Source organism: Labrys sp. ALF-8, from assembly GCF_059699065.1.
The window spans coordinates 3379988-3403544 of record NZ_AP048537.1 but is presented as its reverse complement, the minus strand read 5'-3'; the positions used below and the strand labels follow the sequence as shown (position 1 = coordinate 3403544).

The 23557-nt window shown below is 65.7% G+C and carries 21 protein-coding genes; 11 read left to right on the top strand and 10 right to left on the bottom strand.

The genetic code is table 11. From position 1 onward, the window contains the following. Positions 1-80: 80 nt before the first annotated feature. The 4 genes from AC6H34_RS15680 to AC6H34_RS15665 all read right to left on the bottom strand — a co-directional run bounded on the left by AC6H34_RS15680 (position 81) and on the right by AC6H34_RS15665 (position 2923). Positions 81-275: a hypothetical protein gene (locus AC6H34_RS15680; protein WP_448149065.1), complete on the bottom strand. Its 195-nt coding sequence runs from the start codon at positions 273-275 to the stop codon at positions 81-83. Between the two features lie 274 nt (positions 276-549). Next, positions 550-927 carry a DUF930 domain-containing protein gene (locus AC6H34_RS15675; RefSeq protein WP_497539899.1) on the bottom strand — a complete coding sequence of 126 codons (378 nt, stop codon included), beginning with the start codon at positions 925-927 and terminating at the stop codon, positions 550-552. Between the two features lie 297 nt (positions 928-1224). Continuing rightward, positions 1225-1974 (bottom strand): SDR family NAD(P)-dependent oxidoreductase, encoded by a 750-nt coding sequence (locus tag AC6H34_RS15670; RefSeq protein WP_497539360.1) that lies wholly within the window; start codon positions 1972-1974, stop codon positions 1225-1227. A 175-nt stretch (positions 1975-2149) separates the two neighbouring features. Continuing rightward, positions 2150-2923: a FadR/GntR family transcriptional regulator gene (locus AC6H34_RS15665; protein WP_497539359.1), complete on the bottom strand. Its 774-nt coding sequence runs from the start codon at positions 2921-2923 to the stop codon at positions 2150-2152. A gap of 378 nt (positions 2924-3301) precedes the next feature. Here AC6H34_RS15665 and rhmD point away from each other — a divergent pair, with 378 nt between their 5' ends. From rhmD to AC6H34_RS15635, 6 genes are all read left to right on the top strand, one after another. Further along, on the top strand, positions 3302-4477 hold the full coding sequence (gene rhmD, locus AC6H34_RS15660; RefSeq protein WP_497539358.1) for an L-rhamnonate dehydratase: 1176 nt from the start codon (positions 3302-3304) through the stop codon (positions 4475-4477). A gap of 218 nt (positions 4478-4695) precedes the next feature. After that, a complete protein-coding gene (locus tag AC6H34_RS15655) occupies positions 4696-5664 on the top strand; it encodes a substrate-binding domain-containing protein (RefSeq protein ID WP_497539357.1) in 969 nt (322 codons plus the stop codon). Between the two features lie 179 nt (positions 5665-5843). Then, positions 5844-7370 carry a sugar ABC transporter ATP-binding protein gene (locus AC6H34_RS15650; RefSeq protein ID WP_497539356.1) on the top strand — a complete coding sequence of 509 codons (1527 nt, stop codon included), beginning with the start codon at positions 5844-5846 and terminating at the stop codon, positions 7368-7370. Between the two features lie 221 nt (positions 7371-7591). Continuing rightward, positions 7592-8590: an ABC transporter permease gene (locus AC6H34_RS15645; RefSeq protein WP_497539355.1), complete on the top strand. Its 999-nt coding sequence runs from the start codon at positions 7592-7594 to the stop codon at positions 8588-8590. Positions 8591-8594: 4 nt separating this feature from the next. Continuing rightward, positions 8595-10217, top strand: coding sequence for a GMC family oxidoreductase (locus AC6H34_RS15640; protein ID WP_497539354.1), 1623 nt, complete (start codon positions 8595-8597; stop codon positions 10215-10217). Beyond that, entirely contained in the window at positions 10214-10630 is a 417-nt protein-coding gene (locus AC6H34_RS15635; RefSeq protein ID WP_497539353.1) for a hypothetical protein, read from the top strand. The genes AC6H34_RS15640 and AC6H34_RS15635 overlap by 4 nt, the downstream gene beginning before the upstream one ends. A gap of 35 nt (positions 10631-10665) precedes the next feature. Here AC6H34_RS15635 and AC6H34_RS15630 read toward each other — a convergent pair whose 3' ends face one another. Together AC6H34_RS15630 and AC6H34_RS15625 are read right to left on the bottom strand one after the other, a co-directional pair. Next, complete coding sequence (locus AC6H34_RS15630; RefSeq protein ID WP_497539352.1) at positions 10666-12027, bottom strand: MATE family efflux transporter; 1362 nt, start codon at positions 12025-12027, stop codon at positions 10666-10668. A gap of 142 nt (positions 12028-12169) precedes the next feature. After that, complete coding sequence (locus AC6H34_RS15625) at positions 12170-12568, bottom strand: winged helix-turn-helix transcriptional regulator (protein ID WP_448149075.1); 399 nt, start codon at positions 12566-12568, stop codon at positions 12170-12172. A 59-nt stretch (positions 12569-12627) separates the two neighbouring features. Here AC6H34_RS15625 and AC6H34_RS15620 point away from each other — a divergent pair, with 59 nt between their 5' ends. Then, the gene (locus AC6H34_RS15620) at positions 12628-12954 is read left to right on the top strand and encodes a nuclear transport factor 2 family protein (RefSeq protein ID WP_448149076.1); all 327 of its coding nucleotides are present in this window, start codon (positions 12628-12630) and stop codon (positions 12952-12954) included. Continuing rightward, positions 12954-13736, top strand: coding sequence for an SDR family oxidoreductase (locus AC6H34_RS15615; protein WP_448149077.1), 783 nt, complete (start codon positions 12954-12956; stop codon positions 13734-13736). The genes AC6H34_RS15620 and AC6H34_RS15615 overlap by 1 nt, the downstream gene beginning before the upstream one ends. Before the next feature lie 70 nt (positions 13737-13806). Here AC6H34_RS15615 and AC6H34_RS15610 read toward each other — a convergent pair whose 3' ends face one another. The 4 genes from AC6H34_RS15610 to AC6H34_RS15595 form a co-directional block, all read right to left on the bottom strand. Continuing rightward, positions 13807-14988, bottom strand: coding sequence for an aminotransferase class V-fold PLP-dependent enzyme (locus tag AC6H34_RS15610; protein WP_497539351.1), 1182 nt, complete (start codon positions 14986-14988; stop codon positions 13807-13809). Positions 14989-15132: 144 nt separating this feature from the next. Beyond that, positions 15133-15411, bottom strand: a complete 279-nt coding sequence (locus tag AC6H34_RS15605) for a DUF6460 domain-containing protein (RefSeq protein WP_448149079.1) — start codon at positions 15409-15411, stop codon at positions 15133-15135. Positions 15412-15413: 2 nt separating this feature from the next. Beyond that, positions 15414-17069: a cisplatin damage response ATP-dependent DNA ligase gene (locus tag AC6H34_RS15600; protein ID WP_448149080.1), complete on the bottom strand. Its 1656-nt coding sequence runs from the start codon at positions 17067-17069 to the stop codon at positions 15414-15416. Then, positions 17066-18073, bottom strand: a complete 1008-nt coding sequence (locus AC6H34_RS15595; protein WP_448149081.1) for a ligase-associated DNA damage response exonuclease — start codon at positions 18071-18073, stop codon at positions 17066-17068. The genes AC6H34_RS15600 and AC6H34_RS15595 overlap by 4 nt, the downstream gene beginning before the upstream one ends. Before the next feature lie 122 nt (positions 18074-18195). Between AC6H34_RS15595 and AC6H34_RS15590 the strand changes: the two genes are divergently transcribed. From AC6H34_RS15590 to AC6H34_RS15580, 3 genes are all read left to right on the top strand, one after another. After that, positions 18196-19782, top strand: a complete 1587-nt coding sequence (locus tag AC6H34_RS15590; protein ID WP_448149082.1) for an FAD-dependent monooxygenase — start codon at positions 18196-18198, stop codon at positions 19780-19782. Between the two features lie 52 nt (positions 19783-19834). After that, positions 19835-20803 (top strand): class I SAM-dependent DNA methyltransferase, encoded by a 969-nt coding sequence (locus AC6H34_RS15585; RefSeq protein WP_448149083.1) that lies wholly within the window; start codon positions 19835-19837, stop codon positions 20801-20803. Between the two features lie 119 nt (positions 20804-20922). After that, complete coding sequence (locus AC6H34_RS15580) at positions 20923-23556, top strand: ligase-associated DNA damage response DEXH box helicase (protein WP_497539350.1); 2634 nt, start codon at positions 20923-20925, stop codon at positions 23554-23556. The last annotated feature ends 1 nt before the right edge of the window (position 23557 follow it).

Below are 23557 nucleotides of genomic sequence, written 5' to 3'. Positions count from 1 at the left end.
TAGCTCTAACTTGTTGTTTTTCGATGCGTCTTTGCGTTCTGCCGATTCCGTCAAAACACCAAACACTCTACGACCTGCTGTCATGACCTGCCGGGCCGCCTGTCGGTCCATCTGAACTCGGTCGGCGTCGAAATGCAGCCTTCGGCGTGTCTCAGCCAGACGTAGCCGGACAGGATCATCGCGCCTATGGCGATGTCGGCCAGAATGATCTTCAAGAAGTAAGGCAACCAGAGAGCAGCCAGGAGGGCCGCTGCCTCCGTGACATAGCTGTTCATCCGACCAGATCTCCAAGTATCTCCGCGCCGTTGCCAACGATCGCGACAGTACTCCCCTCGCGGGGCATTTTTTTGTCACGGAAGATTAACTCGGGGAAGGATCCCGCGCCGCGGAAGCTATCCAGGCGCTTGGGGAGCAGCGGCTTCCAACCGGATCACCGGCGCAGCGGGCTTGGGCGACGACACCCGTCGCCCAAAGTTGGGGCAGCCACGCTTCGGCCCCAGGAGACGAACGGCGAGCAATGTCTTCCCCAGAGAAATGGAGGATATGCCCTCAATCGTAGAGAAAATACTGCTTCCACTCCGAATGGGGGATCTTGCCGCCGATCTCATAATGCAGCGCATGCACCTCGATATGCTCCGGTTCCGTGCTGCACTGATAGGATAGGTGATACCATTCGCCCTTGCTGCGGAACACGGCGCCCGGCGCGGTCATGGTATTCTGCTCGACCACTGGATCCTTGAATGTGTAGGCTATCACCTTGTCGGCGGCATATGCCTTGCCGTCGTGGCTGATGTGCTTCATGGCCTCCGTGTCGCAGGCCTGCTCCAGACGAGCGCGCGGCTCGAGCTTCATCAACTGGCGCTTCGTATCCGAATCAAGCGCAACAGCGGAAGAAAATAGAGAAAAAAATATAAAGACACTGAAAATAGACTTCGTATTACTCAATTTTTACCCTTAACTCAACCACAAGTATATATTATTTTGACGATTGCACGCCAAAAATAGATTTTCGATTATCGATACTATACGATTTAGACCAACATTATCAAGCGACGCGGCGGGCCGCATCGCCGCCGTCCATGCATTGCACGGAATTGCGGTTCGATCCGCACAGGCCCCGGCCCGGCGCGCAGCCATCGACGCCCGGCCTGCATGCCGGACGTGCCATTCTCAGGCCGGAGCACGACGTTCCTCCCCTCCGGCGGAGGAGAGGGGATTGCCGCATCAATAGGTGGCGCGGCCACCGGAGATATCGAACACGGCACCGGTGGTGAACGAGCATTCCTCGCTCGCCAGCCAGGTGATGATGGCTGCCAGTTCCTCCACGGTACCGAAACGGCCCATCGGAATCTTCGAGCGCATATAGTCGATGTGCGCCTGGCTCACCTGAGAGAGGATCGGGGTATCGACCGTGGCCGGCGTGATGGCGTTGACAGTGATGCCGTCCTTGGCGAGTTCCTTGCCGAGCGACTTGGTGAGGCCCACCACGGCGGCCTTCGAGGCCGAATAGGCGGAGGCGGTGGGATTGCCTTCCTTGCCCGCGATGGAGGAGACGTTCACGATACGGCCGTACCCGTGCTTCTGCATCAGGGGCACCACGAAGCGGTTGCAGTAGAACAGCCCGTTCACATTGATGTCGAAGACGCGCTTCCACTCGTCGATTGGATAATTCGCCACCAGTTCGTTCTTGCCGGCCACGCCGGCCGAGCAGACCAGTACGTCGACGCGGCCGAGATGCTGCTCGGCCGTCTGCGCTGCCTTCTCCACGGCCGAGGGATCGGTGATGTTGACGGTGACGCCGTGCGCCTTGGGCCCGAGCGCCTTGCATACCGCCTCGATGCGGCCGGCGTCGACATCCCAGATGCACACCGAACCTCCCTCGGCCACGATGCGCTCGGCCGTCTTCTGGCCGATACCGGAGGCTCCGCCCGTGATGATGGCACCGCGGCCCTCATAGCGAATGATCGTGGTCATGGGTTTCTTCCCTTCAAATACTGAACTTTGTTCATTGGTGGAGATATCCAGAGGTTGTCATCAACCATAGATTGGATTGGACGTGAGCGACTTTGGCTGAGGTGAAGGAGTTCGAGGATACAAACCTCGCGGTTTGCCACGGAGATCGAGGCGCTCATCCGCCAAAGTCGCCACCCTAGAGACGAAGCCGGGCGGGCTCGATCGGTTGCGACCGCTCCTCGCCGCGCCGCTCGGCCGCGAGCTTGCGCATCGCATCATAGGTGGTGCGGTTGATCGATTGAAGATGGGCACGCATGGCCTCCTCGGCCTTGTCGGGATCGCGCCGCGCCAGCGCCTTGACCACGGCGTCGTGCTCGGCCGCGCTGCGCTCGATCACGCCGGGTGTTTCGGAAGCAACCCGGCGATATTCCATGCCGAGCTGGTAGAGGCTGGCGGCGACGCGCTCGAGCACCGGATTGCCCGCGACCTTCATGAGCAGCGTGTGGAATTCCTGGTCGAGCACACGGAAGCTGACTGGATCTGCGGCGAGCTTGTAGCCGGCCACGGCAAGATCCTGCAATTGCGCAAGATCGGCATCGCCGATCTTCGAGGCTGCATGACGGATCAAGCCGCACTCGACCACCACCCGCGCTTCGTAGAGAGCGTCAACGTTGGATTCGTCGAGGGAAAGCACGAGCTCCAGCGGCCCAAGCAGGCGCGAGGGAGCGAGATCGGTGACATAGCAGCGGCCGCCCTGGCGGGATTCCACCACGCCGAGAATGGAAAGGCCGCGCAGGGCCTCACGGACGACCGGCCGACTCACCCGCATCGCCTCGGCGAGTTCGTTCTCGGTCGGCAGCTTGTCGCCCGGCTTGAGGTTGCCCGAGCGCACCAGTTCGAGCAACCGGTCAGCGACGCGCTCTGCGATCGGCTTGCGGCTGAACGGCTCAATGCTCTCGAGCACAGACATGGCGATCTCCTCATTCGCGGCAAGCGGAGAACCACCTCTTGGGCCGGAATCACGTCTCGATCATCAGACAAATCGGCAGGCGCACGCAAGGTCTGTCCTTCGCGGAAGGACGTTGGCATCGCAAAACTTGTCAGTCAACTGCTGCCTCGGAAGAGCGCAGTTCGCCTGGACAAGCGCTAAACGCCCGGGCGGTGGTGCAGGATATCGACAATCCCAACCGCTAATGAAAGGGGCGATCGCTGTGCGCTCCTGCGTGTGCGATGCACCCTTCCCGATGGAACGCCGGCCTTGCCTTCGCAAACTTGACTTACAACTTTACACATTGCACTCTTCGAGCAAGACGGCGAGCAGCCGCGTTTGTGAAGGAGGAAGCCCCCAATGGCAGCGCCCCGCATCAAGGCGATCCGGACCTATCTCGTCGGTTCGGGCGGCGGAGACTATTTCAGCCAGAAGCAGGGCCATTGGCTGATCGACACGCTGATCGCCAATCCCATGTCGGGCTACGAGGCATTCAAGGCCTCGCGTACCTCGTGGGGCATCAACATCATGGGTTCGATCGTGGTGGAGATTGAAAGCGAGAGCGGCCATGTCGGTCTTGCCACGGGATTTGGCGGGGAGCCCGCCTGCTGGCTCGTGCAGCATCATTTCCGGCGTTTCCTGGAGGGGGCCGATCCGCGCGACCTCAATCGCCTCTGGGACCAGATGTTTCGCGCCTCGATGTATTACGGCCGAAAGGGCCTGCCGCTCGCCACCATCAGCGTGGTCGACCTCGCGCTCTGGGATCTGATCGGCAAGATCCGGGAGGAGCCCGTCTATAAGCTGATCGGCGGGCGCACGAAGGAGACGATAGGTTTCTACTGCACAGGCCCACGACCGGAAGCAGCCAAACGCCTCGGCTTCTGGGGCGGGAAGGTTCCCCTGCCCCATGGTCCGGCAGACGGCATCGAAGGCCTGCGGGCGAACGTCGCCTTCCTCAGGACGCACCGAGAGACGGTCGGGGCCGACTACCCGCTGATGGTGGATTGCTACATGGCTCTCGACGTGACCTACGCCATCGAACTGGCCACCGCCTGCAAGGACCTGGACATTCATTGGTGGGAGGAAGTGCTCCATCCAGACGATTTCGACGGCTACGCATTGCTCAAGCGCGCCCTGCCGGCGACCCGGTGGACCACGGGCGAGCACGAATATTCCCGCTACGGCTTCCGAAAGCTCATCGAGGGACGCAACATCGACATCCTGCAGCCTGACGTGATGTGGGTCGGTGGACTCACGGAACTCCTCAGGATCTCGGCCCATGCCGCGGCCTACGATATTCCCGTGGTGCCGCATGGCAGCGGGCCGTTCAGCTATCACTTCGTGATGTCGCAGCCGCATTCCCCCTATTGCGAATATGTCGCCAACAGCGCGGACGGCCAAAGCGTCCTGCCGGTCTTCGGTCCGCTCTTCTCGAACGAACCCGTGCCGCAGGCGGGCCGGCTCGACGTGCCCGACACGCCTGGATTCGGGCTGGACAAGAGCCCTGCGGCGATCCTGGTGGAGGCGGGCGCGTAACGCCAACGATCCTAATTGTATGATCATTACGGCTCCTTATCCGGCAGGTGTCTTTACCCACTGCCTTTCGGTCGTCGTTCTTGACCAATGCGCCGATTTATGCGCAGTAATTATACGATAATTAAAAACGAATAGTCCCCTCAATTTAATGCCGGTGATTTACGGCAGGGATGGCGGGCAACGCCAGCACGATGGGAAACGCAGGAAGGGAACATGCCATGAAGAAGACAATGCTGGCGGCGGCGGTGGCCGGCCTCGCCATGCTGCCGATCGGTGCGCAGGCAGCCGAGGACATCACCGTGGGCGCCATCTATCTCGATGCCCAGGGGTTCTATGCCGGCGTGCGCAAGGGCGTCCAGGTCGGCGGCACCGAAATGGGCAAGAACGTGCAGATCATCGAGACCAACGCCGGGGGGGACGTCGGCAAGGAGGCGTCCTTCATCGACCGCCTGGTCTCCGCCGGGGTCCAGGCCATCATTCTGTCCGCCGTATCGCCGGAGGGCTCCGTACGCGCCATCAAGCGCGCTCATGACGCGGGCATCCCGATCGTCTGTTACAATACCTGCGTCGACGAAAAGGACATGAAGAAATATGTCTACGCCTATGCGGTCGGCGATCCCTTCACCTTCGGCTACAAGATCGGCCAGGTCGCGGCGGATGATTTCGTCAAGGCCGGCAAGAAGGAGCCGAAGATCGGCATCCTGAACTGCGAGTTCGTCGACGTCTGCGTGCAACGCCGCAAAGGCTTCGAGAAGGCTCTCGGGGAGAAGGTGCCGGGCTACAAGATCGTCGCCAACCAGGAGGCGACCATCCTCGACAAGGCGATCTCCACCGGCGAGAAGATCATCACCGCCAATCCCGATCTCGATGCGATCTGGGGCGAATCCGGCGGCGCTTCGCTGGGCGGGGCCAAGGCCATTCGCAACTCCGGGAAGGCCGGCAAGATCGTGGCCTACGGCTCCGACATGACCACTGAGATCGCCCAGGAGATCGTAGCCGGCGACGTGCTGCGCGGCACGGTGGACGTCTCCGGCCAGGCCCTCGGCAAGCTTGCCCTGCAGCAGGCCGTCAACGCCATCGAGAAGAAACCGCAAGGCGAGATGATCGTGCCCAACCCGGTCGATCTCTATACTACGCCCGACCAGGCCAAGGCCTGGATGGCGGCCCACGCGGACGGTCTGCCCTGAGAGGCGGTATCGGTCCCCTTCTCCCTGACGGGAGAGGGGCCGGGGTGAGGGTCCGGAGTTCGACGTTCCGTCGCGCCGTCATCGTGTCTCTCTCCTCGATGTCCGGGCCCTCACCCCAAGTCCCTCCCCCGTTCCGGGAGAGGGAAAAGCGCGCCTCCCCTGGCAGATGGATGGACGACATGCCGGCGCCAGCCGTTTCACCCCAGCCTCAGATCGTTGCCGGCGTGACCGGCGCCGTAAAGCGCTATGCTGGCGTGCTGGCGCTCGACAGGGTGGATTTCACTCTGGCCGCGGGTGAGGTCCGCGCACTGCTCGGCAAGAACGGAGCCGGCAAATCAACACTCATCCGCATGCTGACAGGCGCCGAAACGCCGGATGAGGGAGTGGTGACGCTCTCCGGCCAGCCGCTCGACCTGGCAGGCGAGAACCGGACGCGCCAGGCCGCCTCGCTCGGCGTGCGCCCCGTCTACCAGGAACTCAGCCTGGTGCAGGACATGAGTATCGCCGAGAACATGTTCCTGGGCGTCTGGCCCAGGCGGATCGGCGTGCTCGACCATCGGGCCATGGCGGCACGCACCCGCGCGGCCCTCGCCAATCTCGGCCTCGACCTCGATCCGGGCACCATGGTGGCGGCCCTCAGTCCGGCCGAACGGCAGCTCGTCGAGATCGCCAGGGCAATGATGGGCGAGCCGCGCCTCGTCATCCTCGACGAACCGACCAGTTCGCTCGCCGCCGCGGAGGTGGAACTGGTCTTCGCCGCCGTGCGACGCATGAAGGCTCGCGGCGTCGCGATCGTCTATGTCAGTCACCGCATGAAGGAGATCCGCGAGATCGCCGACAGCGCCACCGTGATGCGCGACGGGCGTGCGGTCTCCACTCTCGACATCGGCGCTGCGGACACACGCGAGATCGTGCGGATGATGCTGGGCCATGACGAGAAGAAGGACGAGATGGTGGAGGTCCGCCAGCCCGGCGCCGTCACTCTCTCCGTCCGCAACATCGCCAGCGCCCCCAAGCTCGAGGACGTCAGCTTCGAGTTGCACCAGGGCGAGGTGCTCGGCATAGCGGGCCTGCTCGGCTCCGGTCGGACCGAACTCCTCCGCATCATCGCCAGGCTCGATCCCGCGGATGGGGGCAGCGTCGTCTTTGATGGCAGGGACACGGCGGGCGAGAGCTGGAATGACCTGCTCAAGCGCGGCCTCGGCATGACGCCGGAGAGCCGCAAGGACGACGGGATCGTGCCCCTGCTCGGCATCGACGAGAACATCGTGATCGGTGACTCCGCCCGCGTCTCCTCCCTCGGCGTGCTGTCCTGGCCGCGCATTGCCGCTGCCACACGGGACATCGTTGCCCGCATGAGCGTCAAGGCGCCGCTGACCACGACCCCAATCGGCACGCTCTCGGGCGGCAACCAGCAGAAGATCGTGATCGGCCGCTGGGTCTATGCCGGTTCGCGGCTGCTCCTGCTCGACGAGCCGACGCGCGGCGTCGACGTCGAGGCGAAGAGCCAGATCTACGCGATCATCCGAAAGCTCGCCGGGGAGGGCAAGAGCATCATCTTCGTCTCCAGCGAGATCGAGGAACTGCCCAAGGTCTGCGACCGCGTGCTGGTGCTGCGCGACGGACGCATCGCGCAGGCCTTCACGGCACCCGACATCGACGCCGACGAACTGATGACGGCCAGCATCGCCGGGCAAGCGCATTAGGGGACGGGATGATCCAGACCTTGCGGCATCGAGCGCCACGCTATCCCTTCCCGCCTGCGGAGAAGATCTCACCACCACATGGCGACGGAAAGGGTATCGCGGGACAAGCTTGCCCATCTTCCCGACAGCCGAGCCGCCTCGCCCATCCCGACCTAGCATCACTCGGCCACCTTCCCCCCGGAATGATAGGCCGCGCCCTTTCCCAGGAATAGGAGCCCGCCATGGCTCAGACCACGCTCACCACCGCGAAACCCCGGCGCCGGCTCGATTTCCAGAAGATGAACGAGATCGGCCTCCTCGTCGTCATCGCCCTGCTCTATCTGGCCTTCTGGCTCTATGCGAGCAACTTCCTCACCTTCCGCAACCAGGTGTCGATCCTGCGCGATGCCGCCACCTTCGGCATCGCCGCCTGGGGTGCCACGCTGATCATCATCGCGGGTGAGATCGACATCAGCGTCGGCCCGATGGTGGCCTTTCTCTCGGTATGCTTCGCCTTCATGCTCAAGTCGGAGGAGGTGCCGATGGCGGTCGCCTTCCTGCTGATCGTGGTCATCGGCGGCGCCCTCGGCGGTATCGCCGGCGGGCTCAGGGCCTTCTTCGACGTCCCCTCCTTCATCGGCACGCTGGGCCTCTGGAGCGCGCTCGGGGGGCTGGCGCTGTACATGACGGATTCGGTTCCCGTCACCATCCCGCCCAGCGATTTCCTGGATTCGCTCGGCGGCGAAATCTCCGGCATCCCGGTCTCCGCCGTCGTAATGTTCGTGCTCTTCGCCCTCTTCGTCTTCATCAGCCGCAAGACGGCGTTCGGCCGTGCGGTCTACGCCATCGGCGGCAACGCCTCGGCGGCACATCTGGCCGGCATCAAGGTCAAGAACATTCGCGTAGCGCTCTTCGTCATCGCCGGCATGCTGGCAGCCGTCTCGGCCATCCTCCTCACCGCCCGAAACGGCGTGGGCGACGCCAGCGTCTCGCGCTCGGGCCTGGAATTCAACGTGATCTCCGCCGTGGTCGTCGGCGGCACGGCGCTCACTGGCGGGCGCGGCTCCGTCCTCGGCACGCTGCTCGGCATCTTCGTCATTGCCCTGATCGGCAACGGCCTCGTGCTGATGGGGATCAACTCCTACCTCCAGCCGGTGGTCAGCGGCGTCATCATCGTCGCGGCCGTGCTGCTCAACATCCTGGCGAGCCGCTACAGCGCCCGCCGCAACCTGAAGGGCTGAGGCAATGGAGGACACCGCTCTCCAGTCCGATGTGCTGATCGTGGGCTCGGGGCCGGCGGGCTCGGTCTTCGCCAAGCGCGCCGTGGAAGCAGGCCTTTCCGTGATATGCCTCGAACAGGGCGACTGGGTCGACTACGGCAAGGCCAGGTCCGACAAGCCGGAATTCGAGCTGACGGCCCCGCGCGATTGGGCCTACGTGCCGACAAGGCGCAGCAACCCTGGCGACTATCCGATCGACGTCGATGATTCCGACATCATCCCGCTCTACTGGAACGGCGTGGGCGGCTCCTCGATATCCTGGGCGGCCAACTGGATGCGCAACCTGCCGAGCGATTTCCGCGTGCGCACGCTCGACGGCGTCGCCGACGACTGGCCGATCTCCTACAAGGATCTCCTGCCCCACTACGCCGGCACCGAGCGCGAATTCACCGTCTCCGGCGTAGCGGGAGACCCCATGTATCCGGGGCAGGACGAACTGCTGCCGCCGGTCGACCTCACCGCTGCCGGGCGTATCGTCGCCGGGGCGCACAATCGCCTGGGCTGGCACTGGTGGCCCGGCACCAACGCCATAGCCACCGTGCCGCGCAACGGCCTGGAGCCCTGCCAGCAGCGCACCGCCTGCATGTGGGGCTGCATCGAAAAGGCCAAGGCCTCCACCGACCGCACGCACTGGCCGATGCTGGAAAGGCTCGGCGTCACTCTCGTGACCGGCGCTAGGGTCACGCGGGTCGAGACCGATGCCGGCGGCCGTGCGACAGGTGCGATTTATGCCGATCGCGCCACGGGGCTCGAACACCGCGCCAGGGCCTCGGTGGTCGTGATCGCCGCCAACGGCATCGGCACGCCGCGCCTTCTGCTTTCCAGCCGCGCACCCGGCCAGGAGAACGGCCTCGCCAACTCCTCCGGCCTCGTCGGCAAGCGGCTGATGCTGCATCCCACGGCCGCGGTCGTCGGCCTGTTCGATGCCCCGCTCGAAACCTATCGCGGCGCCTGGGGCCAGGTGGCCTATACGTTGCAGTTCTACGAGACACACAAGGACCGGGATTTCGTGCGCGGTTCGAAATGGAGCCTGCAACCCACCGGCAGCCCGGCCCAGATCGCCCGCCGCTGGCCCTGGGGGGATGAAAGCCCGCTCTGGGGTGAACCCTTCCACGACGAGTTCGCCCGCCGCTTCGGTCGCTCGGTATCCTGGGGCATCATCTGCGAGGACCTTCCGGACGAGGCCAACCATGTTGCGCTCGACAGCGATCATCCCGACGAGACGGGCATGCCGGGGGTCGCCATCCACTACAAGACCGGCGAGAACTCCCGCCGCATGCTGAAGTTCATGGCCGAGCGCGCGCGGGAGTCTCTGGTGGAAGCCGGAGCCTATCGGACAGTGGTGGCGCCGCAGAGCCGGGAGTCCGGCTGGCACATCCTCGGCACCGCGAAGATGGGCGACGACCCCGCGACCAGCGTGGTCGACCGCTACGGCCGGGCGCATGACGTGCCGAACCTCTATATCGTCGACGGCAGCGTCTGGCCGACCTCGGCCGGCGTCAATCCAACCGCCACCATCGCCGCCTTCGCCTCCTGGAGCGCCGCTCATCTCGTCGCGGAAAGGGGCAACCTGAGGAGCCTGACATGAGCATCGCCGGCCTGACGCAGGAAGAACGGGAAAAGGTCGCCGGGATCGCCGATGTGCTGATACCCGCCTCGCCCAGGGGCTTCTCGGCCAGCGAGGCTGGTATCGCCGGCCCGCTGCTCGACAGTCTCGAGACCCATGTGCCGGAACGCCTCGCGCTGGTGCGCCGCGTGCTCGAACTGGAGGCAGGCGGGACGCCGCAGGCCGCGCTCGATGCCCTGCGCGGCGAAGATGCCGGCGCCTACGACAGTTTCTGCGAGACGGTGGCAGCGCTCTACTTCATGGCGCCGAAGGTGCGCGAGGCAGTGGGCTTCCCCGGGCGCCTGCCAAGGCCGGCGCGGGTGGAGGTGACGGAACTGGAAGAGCTGCTCATGCCGGTTCTGGAAGGGGGATTTGCACCGCGCAGCGTCGAATAGGCGGGGCGGCCGCCTGAAAGCACGACGGACGCGGTCTAGGCCGGCAGGCCTCTCTTCGCGAATGCCTTGGGCACCAGGCTGAAATACGCAATCCCCTGCCCCGCTCCGCGGGCGATGAGGAAGCCGATCAGCGCCAGCCAAAGTCCGTGATTTCCAAGAGGCTGGAGCACCCACCACAGGACGAAGAAGCAGGCCAGTGCAAGGGCCATCAGGTTGCGCATGGCGCTGTTCCAGGTGGCGCCGACATAAACGCCGTCGAAGGTGAAGGCGAGCGCGCCGGCGAGCGGCGTCACGGCCGCGTAGGGCAGGAATTGCCGCGCCATCTCGCGTACCGGCTCGCTCCTGGTCATGAAATCGATGAAGGCCCCGCCTGCGAGGAACAGGGCGGCGCACATGCCGACGGCGAGCACCACGCTCCACAGCACCGAATAACGCACCGCCTTCTCGAAGGACGGCCTGTTATTGGCTCCGACCGAGCGTCCGCTCAATTGTTCCGCAGCGGTGGCGATGCCATCGAGAAAATAGCCGCCCACCAGGAAGAAATTGTTGAGCACGGCGTTTGCAGCGAGCGTGACGTCACCCGCCTTGGCGCCCTGTCGTCCGAAGAAGACGAAGGCGGCGAGCAGCGCGAAGGTGCGCAGCATGATGTCCCGGTTGACGGCCGCCATGCGTACGAACTTGGCCCGGTCGAACACGACTGCCCGAGGCACGCCGAAGGAACCGCCGAAATGGGCGGCGACGACGGCCAGCCCCGCCACGACGCCCGCCGTCTCAGCCAGGGTCGTGGCCCAGGCCGTGCCGGCCACGCCCCAGCCGAGGCCGAGCGTGAACAGGATGCAGAGCAGGATGTTGGCGATGTTGATGCCGATCTGGAGGAACAGGCCTGTGGTGGTGCGGCCCATGCCGATGAGCCAGCCCAGCACGGCATAGTTGCCGAAGGCAAAGGGCGCCGACCATATCCGGATGGCGAAATAGACCTCGGCCGATTCGGTGACCGCCTGGGAAGCGCCCAGGATGGGAAAGGCTGCGGCGGCGATGAGGCGCTGCAACGCCACCATGGCCAGCCCGAGCACGGCGGCCATCACCAACGCTCGCAGGAAGACGGCACGCTGCTCCATCCTGTCGTTGGCCCCGACTGCCTGCGCCGTCAGCCCGGCCGTACCCATGCGCAGGAACCCGAAGCCCCAGAAGAGGAAGTCGAACAGCAGGGCATTGAGCGCCACCGCTCCCAGCAGCACCTCGCTGCCGATCTGGCCGATCACCGTGGTATCGACCAGGCCGAGCAGCGGCGTCGACAGGTGGGCAAGCGTCATCGGCGCAGCGATGCCGAATACGATGCGGTGGCTGACGGCGACCGGGCGAACGACGGCGCCTTCGGATGTGAAGAGGGCGGTCATGAAACTGGAACTGATAAAAAGTGGGCTTCCCCCTAGCTATCGCCCGGCGGCCCGATTTCCAAGCACAAACAGCCGGGAGCCATCCGGTCGACAGGCGACAATCGAGATCCCCTGTCCCTCCTCGCCAGCCCGGCGGCGATCCTCATGCCTTCGCGCCGGCCTCCCCGGCCCCGAGCCTTTCTCGCTGCGCATGCCATTTCAACAGCGCATCCAGCGCCGGACACAGGGCCTGCCCCCAGTCGGTGAGTCCGTATTCCACCTTCGGGGGCACCTGATGATGGACGATGCGCCGCACGATGCCGTCGGCCTCGAGCTGGCGGAGCTGCTGGATCAGCATCTTCTGCGAGACCCCGGGGATCGCCCGCTCCAGCTCGGAAAAGCGTTTGAGCCTGCCTCCGAACAGGTGGAACAGGATCACGAATTTCCATCGTCCCTCCAGCAGCCGGAAGATCTGCTCCACGCCGTCGACGGCGCTGTCGAGCGTGTGCTCGACCTCCTTACTTTCAGGTAAGTACCCTACTTTTTCGTGCGTTCTTGTCATTTTGTCAGCTTAAGCTCAGATACGGCCTGTCTCAATCGAAACCTTTTCAGGACATGGATATGGCCCCCGATCTGCCGAAAGCCATCGCACTCTATTTTGCCGGCGAAAACAACGACGAAGCCTCCGTCGTGCCGCGCTGCTTCACACCTGACGCCGTGGTGCATGACGAGGGGCACGACATCAAGGGCCTCCAGGCCATCGCCGCATGGAAGGCTTCCTCGAAGGCGAAATACCAGCACAGCATCGAACCGCTCCGCGTTTCGCACCGGGACGGGCATACCGTCGTCATCGGCCGGGTGACCGGCAATTTCCCGGGCAGCCCGGCGGACCTCGAATTCAGCTTCGGCCTGGCGGATGGCCTGATCTCCAGCCTGGAGATCCGTTGATGAGCGGTGAACTCGAACTGCGGGGCCTGCGTGCCCTGGTCACCGGCGGCTCGCGGGGCATCGGCGGGGCCATCGTGGCGCGCCTTCGCCGGAGCGGCGCGACCGTCCTGGCGACGGCGCGCTCGATTCCGGCCGACATCGCAGACCCTGGCGATTTCGTCGCGGCTGACGTGGCGACGGCGGAGGGCTGCTCGCGTGTTGCCGACGCTGTGCGCGAGCGCCTCGGCGGCCTCGATATCCTCGTGCACGTGGTGGGCGGCTCCTCGGCACCCTCGGGCGGCTACGCAGCCCTGGACGACAGCGAATGGCAGCGCGCGCTCGACATCAACCTCTACCCGGCCGTGCGCCTCGACCGTGCCCTGCTGCCGCTGATGATCGCCCAGGGATCCGGCGTGATCGTGCACATCACCTCGATCCAGGACAGGCTGCCCCTGCCGGACTCCACAACGGCGTACGCCGCGGCCAAGGCCGCCCTCTCCACCTACAGCAAAAGCCTGTCGAAGGAAGTCGGGCCCAGGGGCGTACGCGTGGTGCGCGTCTCTCCCGGCTGGGTGGAGACGGATGCGGCTCTGGGCATGCTCACCGAGATCGCGGAAAAACGCGGCATCGACCTCGACGGCGCCCGCAGGATGCTGATGGACATGCTCGGCGGCATCCCCATCGGTCGGCCGGCCAAGCCGGGCGAAGTGGCGGACCTGGTGGGCTTCGTCGTATCGCCGCGGGCGGGATCGATCACGGGAACGGAATATGTGATCGACGGAGGCACGACCCCGACCGCTTAGGGACGGTTCGAACGGACCGGTTTGCTCGGCATGTCCTGCGCATCGATGATCGACGCCGGTTCAAGCGCCTCTAGGCACCCGCCCGATCGGTCTCGATCAGCCGGTCCAATATCCGCGCCAGCTTCTCGTAGTCGACGATCTCGTTATAGGCATGCGCGGACACACGCACCCAGATACCGTCCGGATGGGCGATCAGGGGCGCATCGCAACCGAACTCGTCCAGGAGGCGGTCACGCAGGGCCAGCGCCCGTTCGGCGGAGGTCGCGCCGGCAAAGGGCAGGCGAACCATGGCCATTGCCACGGGATGCGCCTCATTGCCGTAGGGGGTACCGAAATGTGCGGCCAGCAGGCGCCCGGCCTGATGGGCAAGGTCGGCGTTGCGCTCCCGCAGGGCCGCACCGCCGAGCTTCTCGTGGAAGGCGAGCGCGGCCTCGATGGCGAGGAAGGCCGTGGCGTCCCGCGTGCCCGTCCAGTCGAACTCGCTGAGAAAGCCCTGTTTGAAGCCATGCGATATCGTCGTCGGATGAAGCCCGGCCTGCCGATCGCGCCGCGCCCAGAGAAATGCGCAACCCTTGGGAGCCGCGAGCCATTTATGGCAATTGCCGACATACCAGTCGGCATCGATCGCCCTGATATCGACCTCGATCTGGCCGGGGCCGTGCGCACCATCGACAAGAAGCGGCACACCGGCATCTCGGCAGACGCGTGCGGCCGCTTGGACGGGCAACACCATGGCACTGGGCGAGGTGATGTGGTCGACGATGACGAGCTTCGTCCGCTCGTTCAACAGCCCGGCCAGCCCCTCGATGAACGCGGCCGCATCCCCGTCAGGGAAAGGCAGAGGCGCCTCGACGATCCTGGCGCCCGTGCGGCCGGCGACATAGCGAGCCGTCTTGCCGACTGCGCCGTAGATCTGCCCGTGCAGCACGATCTCGTCGCCCGGCCCGAAATCGAGGGAGCGCAGGACGGCGTTGCAGCCCGTCGTCGCGTTGTCGACGAAGGCGATATCCTGGCCGTCCGCATTCAGGAAGGCAGCAAGAGCGTCGGCGCTGGCGCGCAAGGCGCCCGGGAGGATGCTGCGCATGAAGATGCTGGGTTGGGCCTCCATGCGGTCGCGCCATTCGGACTGCACCGCCAGCACGCATCTGGGCGTGGCGCCATAGGCGCCGTGATTGACGGTGAGCTTGCCCCAGCCCAGCGGCCATTCAGGCCGTATGGCGGCGCCGAGCGCGATCGTCTTGGAACCGTCCATCTGACACCTGCCGTCCTTGTCGTTTAGCTGCCGCAACGATGCAATGGCGCCTCGCTGCGCCGCAAGCAGCTTGTGGTGGGATGCGTTCTTTCCGGCGCTTCGCTTCGCAGGCTTGCCCACGCGCTTGATATGCGAGGCTATCCTCTACTTTCCTCCGCCCCTGCCAGCCTGCAGCAGCCGCAAGACGATCCACACGGGCACGACGATCACCGCGCCGAGCAGGAAATAGCTGAACAGGTCGCCCACCATCCGGAAGCCGCGGGCGAAGAGGTGCTCCAGCGAGCGTCTGACATTCTCGATCAATTCCCAGGGGGTCAGGTTCAGCCAGGCCAGGACGAGGCCCAGGGCAATCGAGATCACCACCAGCTTGATGATGGTGCCGACCACCGAGCCGCCCATAAAGCGTTCAACGCCACCTGCCATGCCTAGTCTCCTGTCGAACCGGCCTCTATTTCGGGTGCTGACGCTGCGCGGTCAAGCAGGACGGTCAAGTTTTCCAGGCGATCCGCCTCGCGCGGAGGCTTGTCCCACCGCAGCCGCGCCAGCCGTGGAAAACGCATCGCGACGCCGGACTTGTGGCGGGTGGAGCGCGCGAGCCCCTCGAAGGCGACCTCGACGACCAGCCCCTTGTCGGCCGTATGCGTCACCTCGCGCACGGGGCCGAAGCGGTTGATGGTGTTGTTGCGGACGAAGCGGTCGATGTCCCTCAGTTCCTCGTCGGTGAAGCCGAAATAGGCCTTTCCGACCGGCACCAGTTCCTCCCCGCTCCACACGCCGAACGTATAGTCGGAATAGAAGGAGGAGCGCTTGCCATGGCCGCGCTGGGCATACATCAGCACCGCATCGATGCGATAGGGTTCGCGCTTCCACTTGAACCACAGGCCCTTCGGACGCCCCGGGACGTAGAGGCTGTCGCGCCGCTTCAGCATCAGGCCTTCGACGGCCTCGGCGTCGTCGCCGGCACCCGCTGCAAGGGGATAGGAGCGCGCAGCCGCGAGCTCGGGAGGCGTGGCGAATGCGACCATCGGCGAGAGGTCGAGGCGCGGCGAGGCGATCCTCGCCACGAAAGCCTCCAGTCGTGCACGGCGTTCGATGAAAGGCAGGCCGCGCAGGTCCTCCCCATCCTCGGCGAGAAGATCATAGGCGCGGATATGCGCCGGATAGTCCGCGACCATCTTCGCGGTGACAGTCTTGCGGTTGAGCCGCTGTTGCAGTGAATTGAAATTCTCGATGCGGCCCTCCCGGCGCACCAGCAGTTCGCCGTCCACGGCGCCCTCGAAGCGCAGGGCATCGACGAGATCGGGAAACGCCGGCGCAATATCCTCGCCGGTGCGCGAATAGAGCCGCAATACCGGCATGTCCTGCGTGAGGGCACCCACGGCCTGCACCCGAATGCCGTCCCATTTCCATTCGGCCACGAAGTCCTCGGGCAGCATGGCGGGCAGGTCGGTCTCCTCCAGCGCATGCGCCAGCATGACCGGCCGGAAGGGGGCGGGGTTGCCGGTTTCTGGCCGCTCGCCCTTGCCTTCGGCCCAGGCGAAAAGAGATTCATAGGGCGGCGCGAGCCCGGGCCACGCCAGTTCGATATCGTCGGGCGCCAGCGTGCCGAGCGCAGCCACCGCGCTCTTGGCGAGACGGGCCGAGGCACCAATGCGCAGGGCGCCCGTGATCAGCTTGAGGAAAGCCCAGCGCCCCGTCTCGTCGAGCGCATCGAGATGACTGGTTATCACCCCGGGCATTGCCGATCGTCCGGCACTGGCGAGGGCCTCGACCACTTCGGAAAGCGTGGGAGAATGGTTGGCGCCGGCCCGTGCCGGCCACATCAGCGCTATGGTCTCCGAAAGGTCGCCGACGTAGTCGTAGGACAGTGCGAAGAGCTCGGGATCGGTGCGCTCGGCAATGAGTTCCCGCAGCAGGGCCGGCTTGGCGTTGCGGAAGTCGAGCCGTCCCGTCATCGCCGCGAGCGCGTAGCCCCGGTCTGGATCGGGAGTCGAACGAAAATAGTCGGTGAGCAGGCGCAGCTTGGCATTGCGGCCAGGCTCGTAGGCGAGGCGATCCAGCAGTTCGGCGAAGCGGTTCATGCTTCCTCCTCCTCGCCGTAGCCGACCATGTGCAACGGCTTCGCCTTCAAGCCCTCGCCTACGGCCCAGTGCACGAGCGCATCCTCCTGGCCATGGGTGACCCAAAGCTCCGAGCAGCCGGTTTCGAGGATGGTGCGCTGAAGGTCCGGCCAATCGGCATGATCGGAGATCACCAGCGGCAATTCGGCGCCGCTCTGCCGGGCTCGGGCACGAATGCGCATCCAGCCCGACGCGTAAACGCTGAGCGGTTCGGGCATCTTGCGCGACCAAGGCTCCTGGGCCGCGCTCGGCGGGCAGAGCACGACGGCGCCGACGAGCTCGCTCGGCTTGCTGTCGCGCACCAGCCTCAGGTCGCCGAGATTGATGCCCTGCCGTTCATAGAGCCGCGTGATCTTCTCCATGGCGCCATGAAGATAGATCGGCGCGTCGTGCCCGCCATGGCGGACCATGGCGATGACCCGTTGCGCCTTGCCGAGCGAATAGGCGCCGACGAGATGGGCGCGCTCCGGGAAGAGTTCGAGCGAGTTGAGCAGCTTGCCGATCTCATGCGCCGGATCGGGATGGCGGAACACAGGCAGGGCGAATGTCGCCTCCGAGATGAAGACATCGCACGGCACGACTTCGAATGGGGCGCAGGTCGGATCGGGCTGGCGCTTGTAGTCGCCGGAGGCCACGATCCTTGTCCCGCCGGCCTCGAAGGAGATCTGCGCCGAGCCCAGCACGTGGCCCGCGGGATGAAAACTCACGGTCACGCCGTTGAGGTCGAGCGTCTCGCCGAACTGCGCGACCTGTCGCGTAAGACAGAACTCCTCGCCATAGCGCGCAGCCATGATCGCCAGGGTCTCCGCGGTCGCCAGCACCCGCTGGTGACCGGCGCGCGCGTGGTCGGAATGGGCGTGGGTAATCAACGCCCTCTCGACCGGGCGCACCGGATCGACATAGACATCCGCAAGCGGACAATAGAGCCCGGAAGGCGTTGAGGTCAGCAAATCGGATGGCCGCATGGCCACAAGATAGGTATAACGAGGTCGATCGCCAAGATTTCCCATAAACTCCCGCGGTTAGTGGCCGGTGTCTTGCCGCCACCCGCCCGCTCCCCCAAGGACCGAAGAAAGTGAGCCGAGCGATGTCGGATGTCCTTATCGTGGGTGCGGGGCCTGTCGGGCTGACGCTCGCCGCCGAACTGTCGAGACATGGGGCGACCTGTCGCCTGATCGACAAGGCGCCGGCTCCCTCGCCTTTCTGCCGGGCCATCGGGGTCACCCCGCGCACGCTCGAGATCTGGGAAGACATGGGCATCGTCCGCGAGATGGCCGACGCCGGCCTGTGGCTCGCGGGCCTGCGCAGCGTTCTCATCGGCCAGCCTCCACAGGACGTGCCCCACACAGACCTCGGCTTGCCCTACGCTCCGCTGGGCCTGCCGCAATACGAGACCGAGCGGTTGCTTGCGAGGCACCTGTCCCGCCACGGCCTTGCCGTCGAACGGGGCGTGGCCCTCGAGGGTCTCGAAATCGGCAAAGCCGGCACCGCCGTCCGGCTGCGTCGCGCCAATGGCGAGATCGAAGAAGCTCAATACCGCTTTGTCGTCGGCTGCGACGGCGCCCACAGCGCCGTCCGCAAGGCCGCCGGCATCCGCTTCGAAGGCGAGGCCTATCCCTGGCCCTTCATGCTGGGCGATGTCCATGTCGACTGGAACCTGCCTTACGGCGTTCCGCTGCGTGCCCTGCGCCCTGTCGAGGGCGGGCCGCCCGACATGTTCATCGCCATTCCCCTTCCGGAGCCGGGGCGTTACCGCGTCACCACGCTGGCCAAGAGCGAGGCGATGCCTGCAGGCAGCCAGGCGCATGGCATCCAGACCGAGCAGACGGGGCCCAGCCTGGAGGAATTGCAGGCAGTGGCGGACGACCTTTTGCCAGACACGCCACGCCTCTCGGACCTGCGCTGGTCTTCCATCTTCCGCATCAGCGTTCGGCTGGCCGACCGCTACCGCAACGGCCCGGTCTTCATCGCGGGCGATGCAGCCCACATCCATCCGCCGACCGGCGGCCAGGGCATGAATACCGGCATACAGGATGCTTACAATCTCGCCTGGAAGCTCGCGCTGGTGCTCGCCGGCAAGGCGTCCACGAACCTGCTCGACAGCTACGACGCCGAGCGCCGCCCCGTCGGCGAGGAGGTCCTCGCCCGTACCCATGCCGCGAGCCAGACGCTCGCGCGGCCCCAGGGACGGCAGAATGCAGCCCCGGAGCGTCTCGTTGATGCGCAGGTGCTGGTGAACTATCGCGGTTCGGCCTGGGTTCGCGACGACCTCGAGCCCGACGCGCCCGGCCCGCGCGCCGGCGACCGCGTGCCGGACGTGCAGGGCCTGCGACGCCAGGGCTTCGGCTTCCCGCTACGCCTGTTCGAGCTTCTCAAGGGCACCGACCATGTCCTGCTTGTGCCGGTCCGGGACGAGGCGGAAGCGGCGGCGGTCGCCGCCTTCGCGCGCGGACCCGGCCGCGACGACGGCGTGCCCCTGCGCGTCGTCGCGATAGCGCCAGATCCCCTGCCGCAGCAATCCGGCCTTACGCTGGTCACGGATGCCCAAGGGGCCTATGCGTCCGCCTGCGGTGCCGCCGCCATGCTGGTGCGGCCGGACGGCCATGTCGCCTGGCGCGGCAGATCCTGGCGGGAACCGGGGCTGGCGAAGCAGCTGGAACGCTATCGCAGCTAGCAGGCAGTCGTAGATCGTTGCGGTCGCATCCCAAACCTGGAATGCGACCGTCATGCCGGATGCCGCGCCGCCAATTCCCTTCCTCGCCGTCCTGTCCTATATCGCCGCCATGTCTTCCTTCCGGACCTCCGGCGACGCCATCGCCGACCGCCGCTTTGCCTATGCCATGGACTACAGGGCACAGGGCGAGCCCGCTGCTGCCGCCGAACTGGTCGAGCAGGCTTTGGAACGCGCGCCGGGCTGGGCCGTGGGTTGGTTCGCGCTCGGCGAGCTGAGGGAGGCCGCCGGCGATCGGGACAAGGCGCAGGAGGCCTATCGCCACAGCCTCGCCCTCGATCTCAGCGACGTGGCCGGCGCCGGCGCAAGGCTGGCGAGGCTTGGAGCGGCGCCGGCCGACGGCGCCATGACGGCGGCCCATGTCGCCGCCCTCTTCGACGACTATGCGCCGCGCTTCGAGCGCTCGCTGGTTGGGGACCTCTCCTATCGAGGACCGGCCCTCCTGCTGGCGGCGCTGGCGAAAGTTCGCCAGCCGGCCGCCTTCGGCCGGGCGCTGGACATAGGCTGCGGCACGGGCCTCGCCGGCGAGACCTTCGCTACGCTCTGCGCGGGGATCGAGGGGTGCGACCTCTCGCAGGCGATGCTCGCCGAGGCGGCACGCAAGCAGGTCTACCGGCATCTCGTCCGCGCGGAAGCGGTTGCCTTTCTTGCAGGTGAGGCCGACAGTAGCGCCGACCTCATCCTCGCCGCCGACGTCTTCGTCTATCTCGGCGATCTCGGCGCTCTTTTCCGGCAGGCGGCGCGTGTGCTGCAGCAGGGCGGCCTGTTCGCCTTCACGGCCCAGCGCCAGGACGGCCCGGAGCCTTTCACCCTCAACCACGATACACGCTATGCCCATTCGCATGGCGGCATCGAAGCGTGGGCCGCCGCCGCCGGCATGGATATCCGCCATCGCAGCGACGAATGGGCACGCTTCGATCGTGGTGCTCCCTCGCCCGGCATGGTCATCGTGTTGCAGCGATAGGACTCATCCTCCTGGCAGGGAGGGTTCCCTTCGACCTTCTACGAGTGTTCCTGAGGCCGGCAACTCTGGACTTATGCCCTGACCGCCCCAATATCGCTGCCTGAAACGGCGATAGCGGCATGAACAAGCAGATCGGGGACGCAACGCCCGAGGCAGGCGTCTCCTCCCTCCCTCCCCTTTTCGCGAACTGGTTCGCGGCGCGCGGCTGGAACCCGCGAGCGCACCAGCTCCAGCTGCTCGAGAAGGCGCGAACCGGACGCTCGGCCCTGCTGATCGCGCCGACGGGTGCCGGCAAGACGCTGGCCGGGTTCCTGCCCAGCCTGATCGACCTCGCCCCTCGCCGCGCCAATGCACCGGCCGCGCTGCATACCCTATACATATCGCCGCTCAAGGCGCTGGCGGTGGACGTTGCCCGCAACCTCGAAAGGCCAGCTGGCGAGATGGGCCTGCCGACGCGCATCGAAACCAGAACCGGCGATACGCCCCAGGCCAAACGCCAGCGCCAGAAGCGCGATCCGCCGGATATCCTCCTCACCACGCCCGAGCAGCTCGCCTTGCTGCTGGCGAGCCGGGAGGCGGCCGATTTCTTCGGCTCGTTGAAGCGCGTCGTCCTGGACGAGCTCCATTCGATCGTCACCTCCAAGCGCGGGGACCTCCTCGCGCTCGGCCTCGCGAGGCTGCGCGATTTCGTCCCTGACCTCGAAGTCGTCGGCCTATCCGCCACGGTGCGGGACCCCGACGAACTGCGCCGCTGGATCGTACCGCAGAAGCCCGGCGAGACGCACATGGCCGATCTCGTCGTCGCGGAGGGCGGCGCCGCACCGAAGCTCGACATATTGGAAACGGAGGAGCGCCTGCCCTGGGCTGGCCACACGGCGCGCCATGCCATGGCGGAGCTGTATGCCCTGATCAAGACGCACAAGACCACGCTGGTCTTCGTCAACACACGCATGCAGGCGGAGTTCGTTTTCCAGGAACTCTGGCGCGTGAACGAGGATGCACTGCCGATCGCCCTGCATCATGGCTCCCTCGAGGTCGGCCAGCGCCGCCGTGTGGAGGAAGCGATGGCGGCGAGCAGGCTCAAGGCCGTGGTCTGCACCTCCACGCTCGATCTCGGCATCGACTGGGGCGATGTGGATCTCGTCATCAATGTCGGCGCTCCCAAGGGCGCCTCGCGGCTGCTCCAACGCATCGGCCGCGCCAATCACCGGCTGGACGAGCCTTCCCAGGCCATGCTGGTGCCGAGCAACCGCTTCGAAGTGCTGGAATGCCGGGCCGCCGTCGATGCCGCCTATGCCGGCGAGCAGGACACGCCGGTGGCTCGGTCTGGTGCACTCGACGTGCTTGCCCAGCATGTGCTCGGCGTCGCCTGCGGCTCCCCCTTCGACAGCGGGGATCTCTTCCGGGAAGTGATTGCGGCCGAACCCTATGCGAGGCTCGACCGCAAGACCTTCGACGACATCGTCGCCTTCGTGGCGACCGGCGGCTACGCCCTGAAGACCTATGATCGCTTCGCCAAGATCCGTCAGGGCAAGGACGGGCTGTGGCGCGTCTCGAACCCGATGGTGGCACAAGCCTACCGGCTCAACGTCGGGACCATCGTGGAGGAGGCGCTGCTCAAGGTGCGTCTCTCCAATCGCGGCCCGCGCGAGCCGACCCGCATGGCCGCCGACAGACCGACCCCCTATCTCCCCTGGTTCATGGATCCGAAGAGTTCGGGGCCGCCAAAGAAGAAACCCGGTGAGGGGGCCGTGCGACGCGGCTTCGGGCGCGTGCTCGGTGAAGTCGAGGAATATTTCGCGGAGGGCCTCAGCGTCGGCGATACCTTCCTGTTCGCCGGGGAGATCCTGCGTTTCGAGGGCATTTCGGAAGAGGACGTGCTGGTCACGCGGGCACCCGCCGGCAAGGACCCGCAGATCCCTTCCTTCGCCGGTGGCAAGTTCCCCCTCTCCACCCATCTCGCGGCGCGCGTACGCGCCATCCTCGCCAATCCCGAAAGCTGGAGCGCCTTGCCCGACCAGGTCGCCGACTGGCTGCGCTTGCAGCGCGACATCTCCCGCCTGCCACCCGCGGGCGACCTTCTGGTCGAGACCTTTCCGCGCGGCAACCGATACTATCTCGTCTGCTATCCCTTCGAGGGTCGCCTTGCCCACCAGACGCTCGGCATGCTGCTCACGAGGCGGCTCGAGCGGGCCAGGCTCAAGCCGATGGGTTTCGTCGCCAACGACTATGCCCTCGCCGTGTGGGGAGTCGGCGACATGAGCCGGGCGGCGATGGACCAGCTTTTCGACCAGGATATGCTCGGCGACGATCTGGAGGAGTGGCTCGCGGAATCCGCCTTGATGAAGCGCATGTTCCGCACCTGCGCCATCATCTCGGGGCTGATCGAGCGTCGCGCGCCGGGCAAGGAGAAGACAGGCAAGCAGATCAGCATTTCCACCGACCTCGTCTACGACGTGCTGCGCCAGCACGAGCCCGATCATGTCCTCATGCGCGCCGCCTGGGACGACGCCCGCACCGGCCTGCTCGATCTCGGCCGCCTGGCGACGATGCTCTCGCGCATCAAGGGCCGAATCATTCATAAGGATCTCGATCGCATCACGCCCCTGGCGGTGCCGATCATGCTCGAGATCGGCCGCGAACCGGTCTATGGCGAGGGCACCGACAGCGCGCTCGCCGGAGCGGCGGAAGATCTGATCGCGGAGGCCATGGTTGGACGCAGCAGCACCACGGAAGCGGGAGGCGGAACCTGAG

What these genes read in the sequence shown, in the direction of transcription:
- AC6H34_RS15680 (WP_448149065.1), bottom strand. Translation starts at nt 275, where the DNA reads ATGAACAGCTATGTCACGGAGGCAGCGGCCCTCCTGGCTGCTCTCTGG.
- AC6H34_RS15670 (WP_497539360.1), bottom strand. Translation starts at nt 1,974, where the DNA reads ATGACCACGATCATTCGCTATGAGGGCCGCGGTGCCATCATCACGGGC.
- AC6H34_RS15665 (WP_497539359.1), bottom strand. Translation starts at nt 2,923, where the DNA reads ATGTCTGTGCTCGAGAGCATTGAGCCGTTCAGCCGCAAGCCGATCGCA.
- rhmD (WP_497539358.1), top strand. Translation starts at nt 3,302, where the DNA reads ATGGCAGCGCCCCGCATCAAGGCGATCCGGACCTATCTCGTCGGTTCG.
- AC6H34_RS15655 (WP_497539357.1), top strand. Translation starts at nt 4,696, where the DNA reads ATGAAGAAGACAATGCTGGCGGCGGCGGTGGCCGGCCTCGCCATGCTG.
- AC6H34_RS15650 (WP_497539356.1), top strand. Translation starts at nt 5,844, where the DNA reads ATGCCGGCGCCAGCCGTTTCACCCCAGCCTCAGATCGTTGCCGGCGTG.
- AC6H34_RS15645 (WP_497539355.1), top strand. Translation starts at nt 7,592, where the DNA reads ATGGCTCAGACCACGCTCACCACCGCGAAACCCCGGCGCCGGCTCGAT.
- AC6H34_RS15640 (WP_497539354.1), top strand. Translation starts at nt 8,595, where the DNA reads ATGGAGGACACCGCTCTCCAGTCCGATGTGCTGATCGTGGGCTCGGGG.
- AC6H34_RS15635 (WP_497539353.1), top strand. Translation starts at nt 10,214, where the DNA reads ATGAGCATCGCCGGCCTGACGCAGGAAGAACGGGAAAAGGTCGCCGGG.
- AC6H34_RS15630 (WP_497539352.1), bottom strand. Translation starts at nt 12,027, where the DNA reads ATGACCGCCCTCTTCACATCCGAAGGCGCCGTCGTTCGCCCGGTCGCC.
- AC6H34_RS15625 (WP_448149075.1), bottom strand. Translation starts at nt 12,568, where the DNA reads ATGACAAGAACGCACGAAAAAGTAGGGTACTTACCTGAAAGTAAGGAG.
- AC6H34_RS15620 (WP_448149076.1), top strand. Translation starts at nt 12,628, where the DNA reads ATGGCCCCCGATCTGCCGAAAGCCATCGCACTCTATTTTGCCGGCGAA.
- AC6H34_RS15615 (WP_448149077.1), top strand. Translation starts at nt 12,954, where the DNA reads ATGAGCGGTGAACTCGAACTGCGGGGCCTGCGTGCCCTGGTCACCGGC.
- AC6H34_RS15610 (WP_497539351.1), bottom strand. Translation starts at nt 14,988, where the DNA reads ATGGACGGTTCCAAGACGATCGCGCTCGGCGCCGCCATACGGCCTGAA.
- AC6H34_RS15605 (WP_448149079.1), bottom strand. Translation starts at nt 15,411, where the DNA reads ATGGCAGGTGGCGTTGAACGCTTTATGGGCGGCTCGGTGGTCGGCACC.
- AC6H34_RS15600 (WP_448149080.1), bottom strand. Translation starts at nt 17,069, where the DNA reads ATGAACCGCTTCGCCGAACTGCTGGATCGCCTCGCCTACGAGCCTGGC.
- AC6H34_RS15595 (WP_448149081.1), bottom strand. Translation starts at nt 18,073, where the DNA reads ATGCGGCCATCCGATTTGCTGACCTCAACGCCTTCCGGGCTCTATTGT.
- AC6H34_RS15590 (WP_448149082.1), top strand. Translation starts at nt 18,196, where the DNA reads ATGTCGGATGTCCTTATCGTGGGTGCGGGGCCTGTCGGGCTGACGCTC.
- AC6H34_RS15585 (WP_448149083.1), top strand. Translation starts at nt 19,835, where the DNA reads ATGCCGGATGCCGCGCCGCCAATTCCCTTCCTCGCCGTCCTGTCCTAT.
- AC6H34_RS15580 (WP_497539350.1), top strand. Translation starts at nt 20,923, where the DNA reads ATGAACAAGCAGATCGGGGACGCAACGCCCGAGGCAGGCGTCTCCTCC.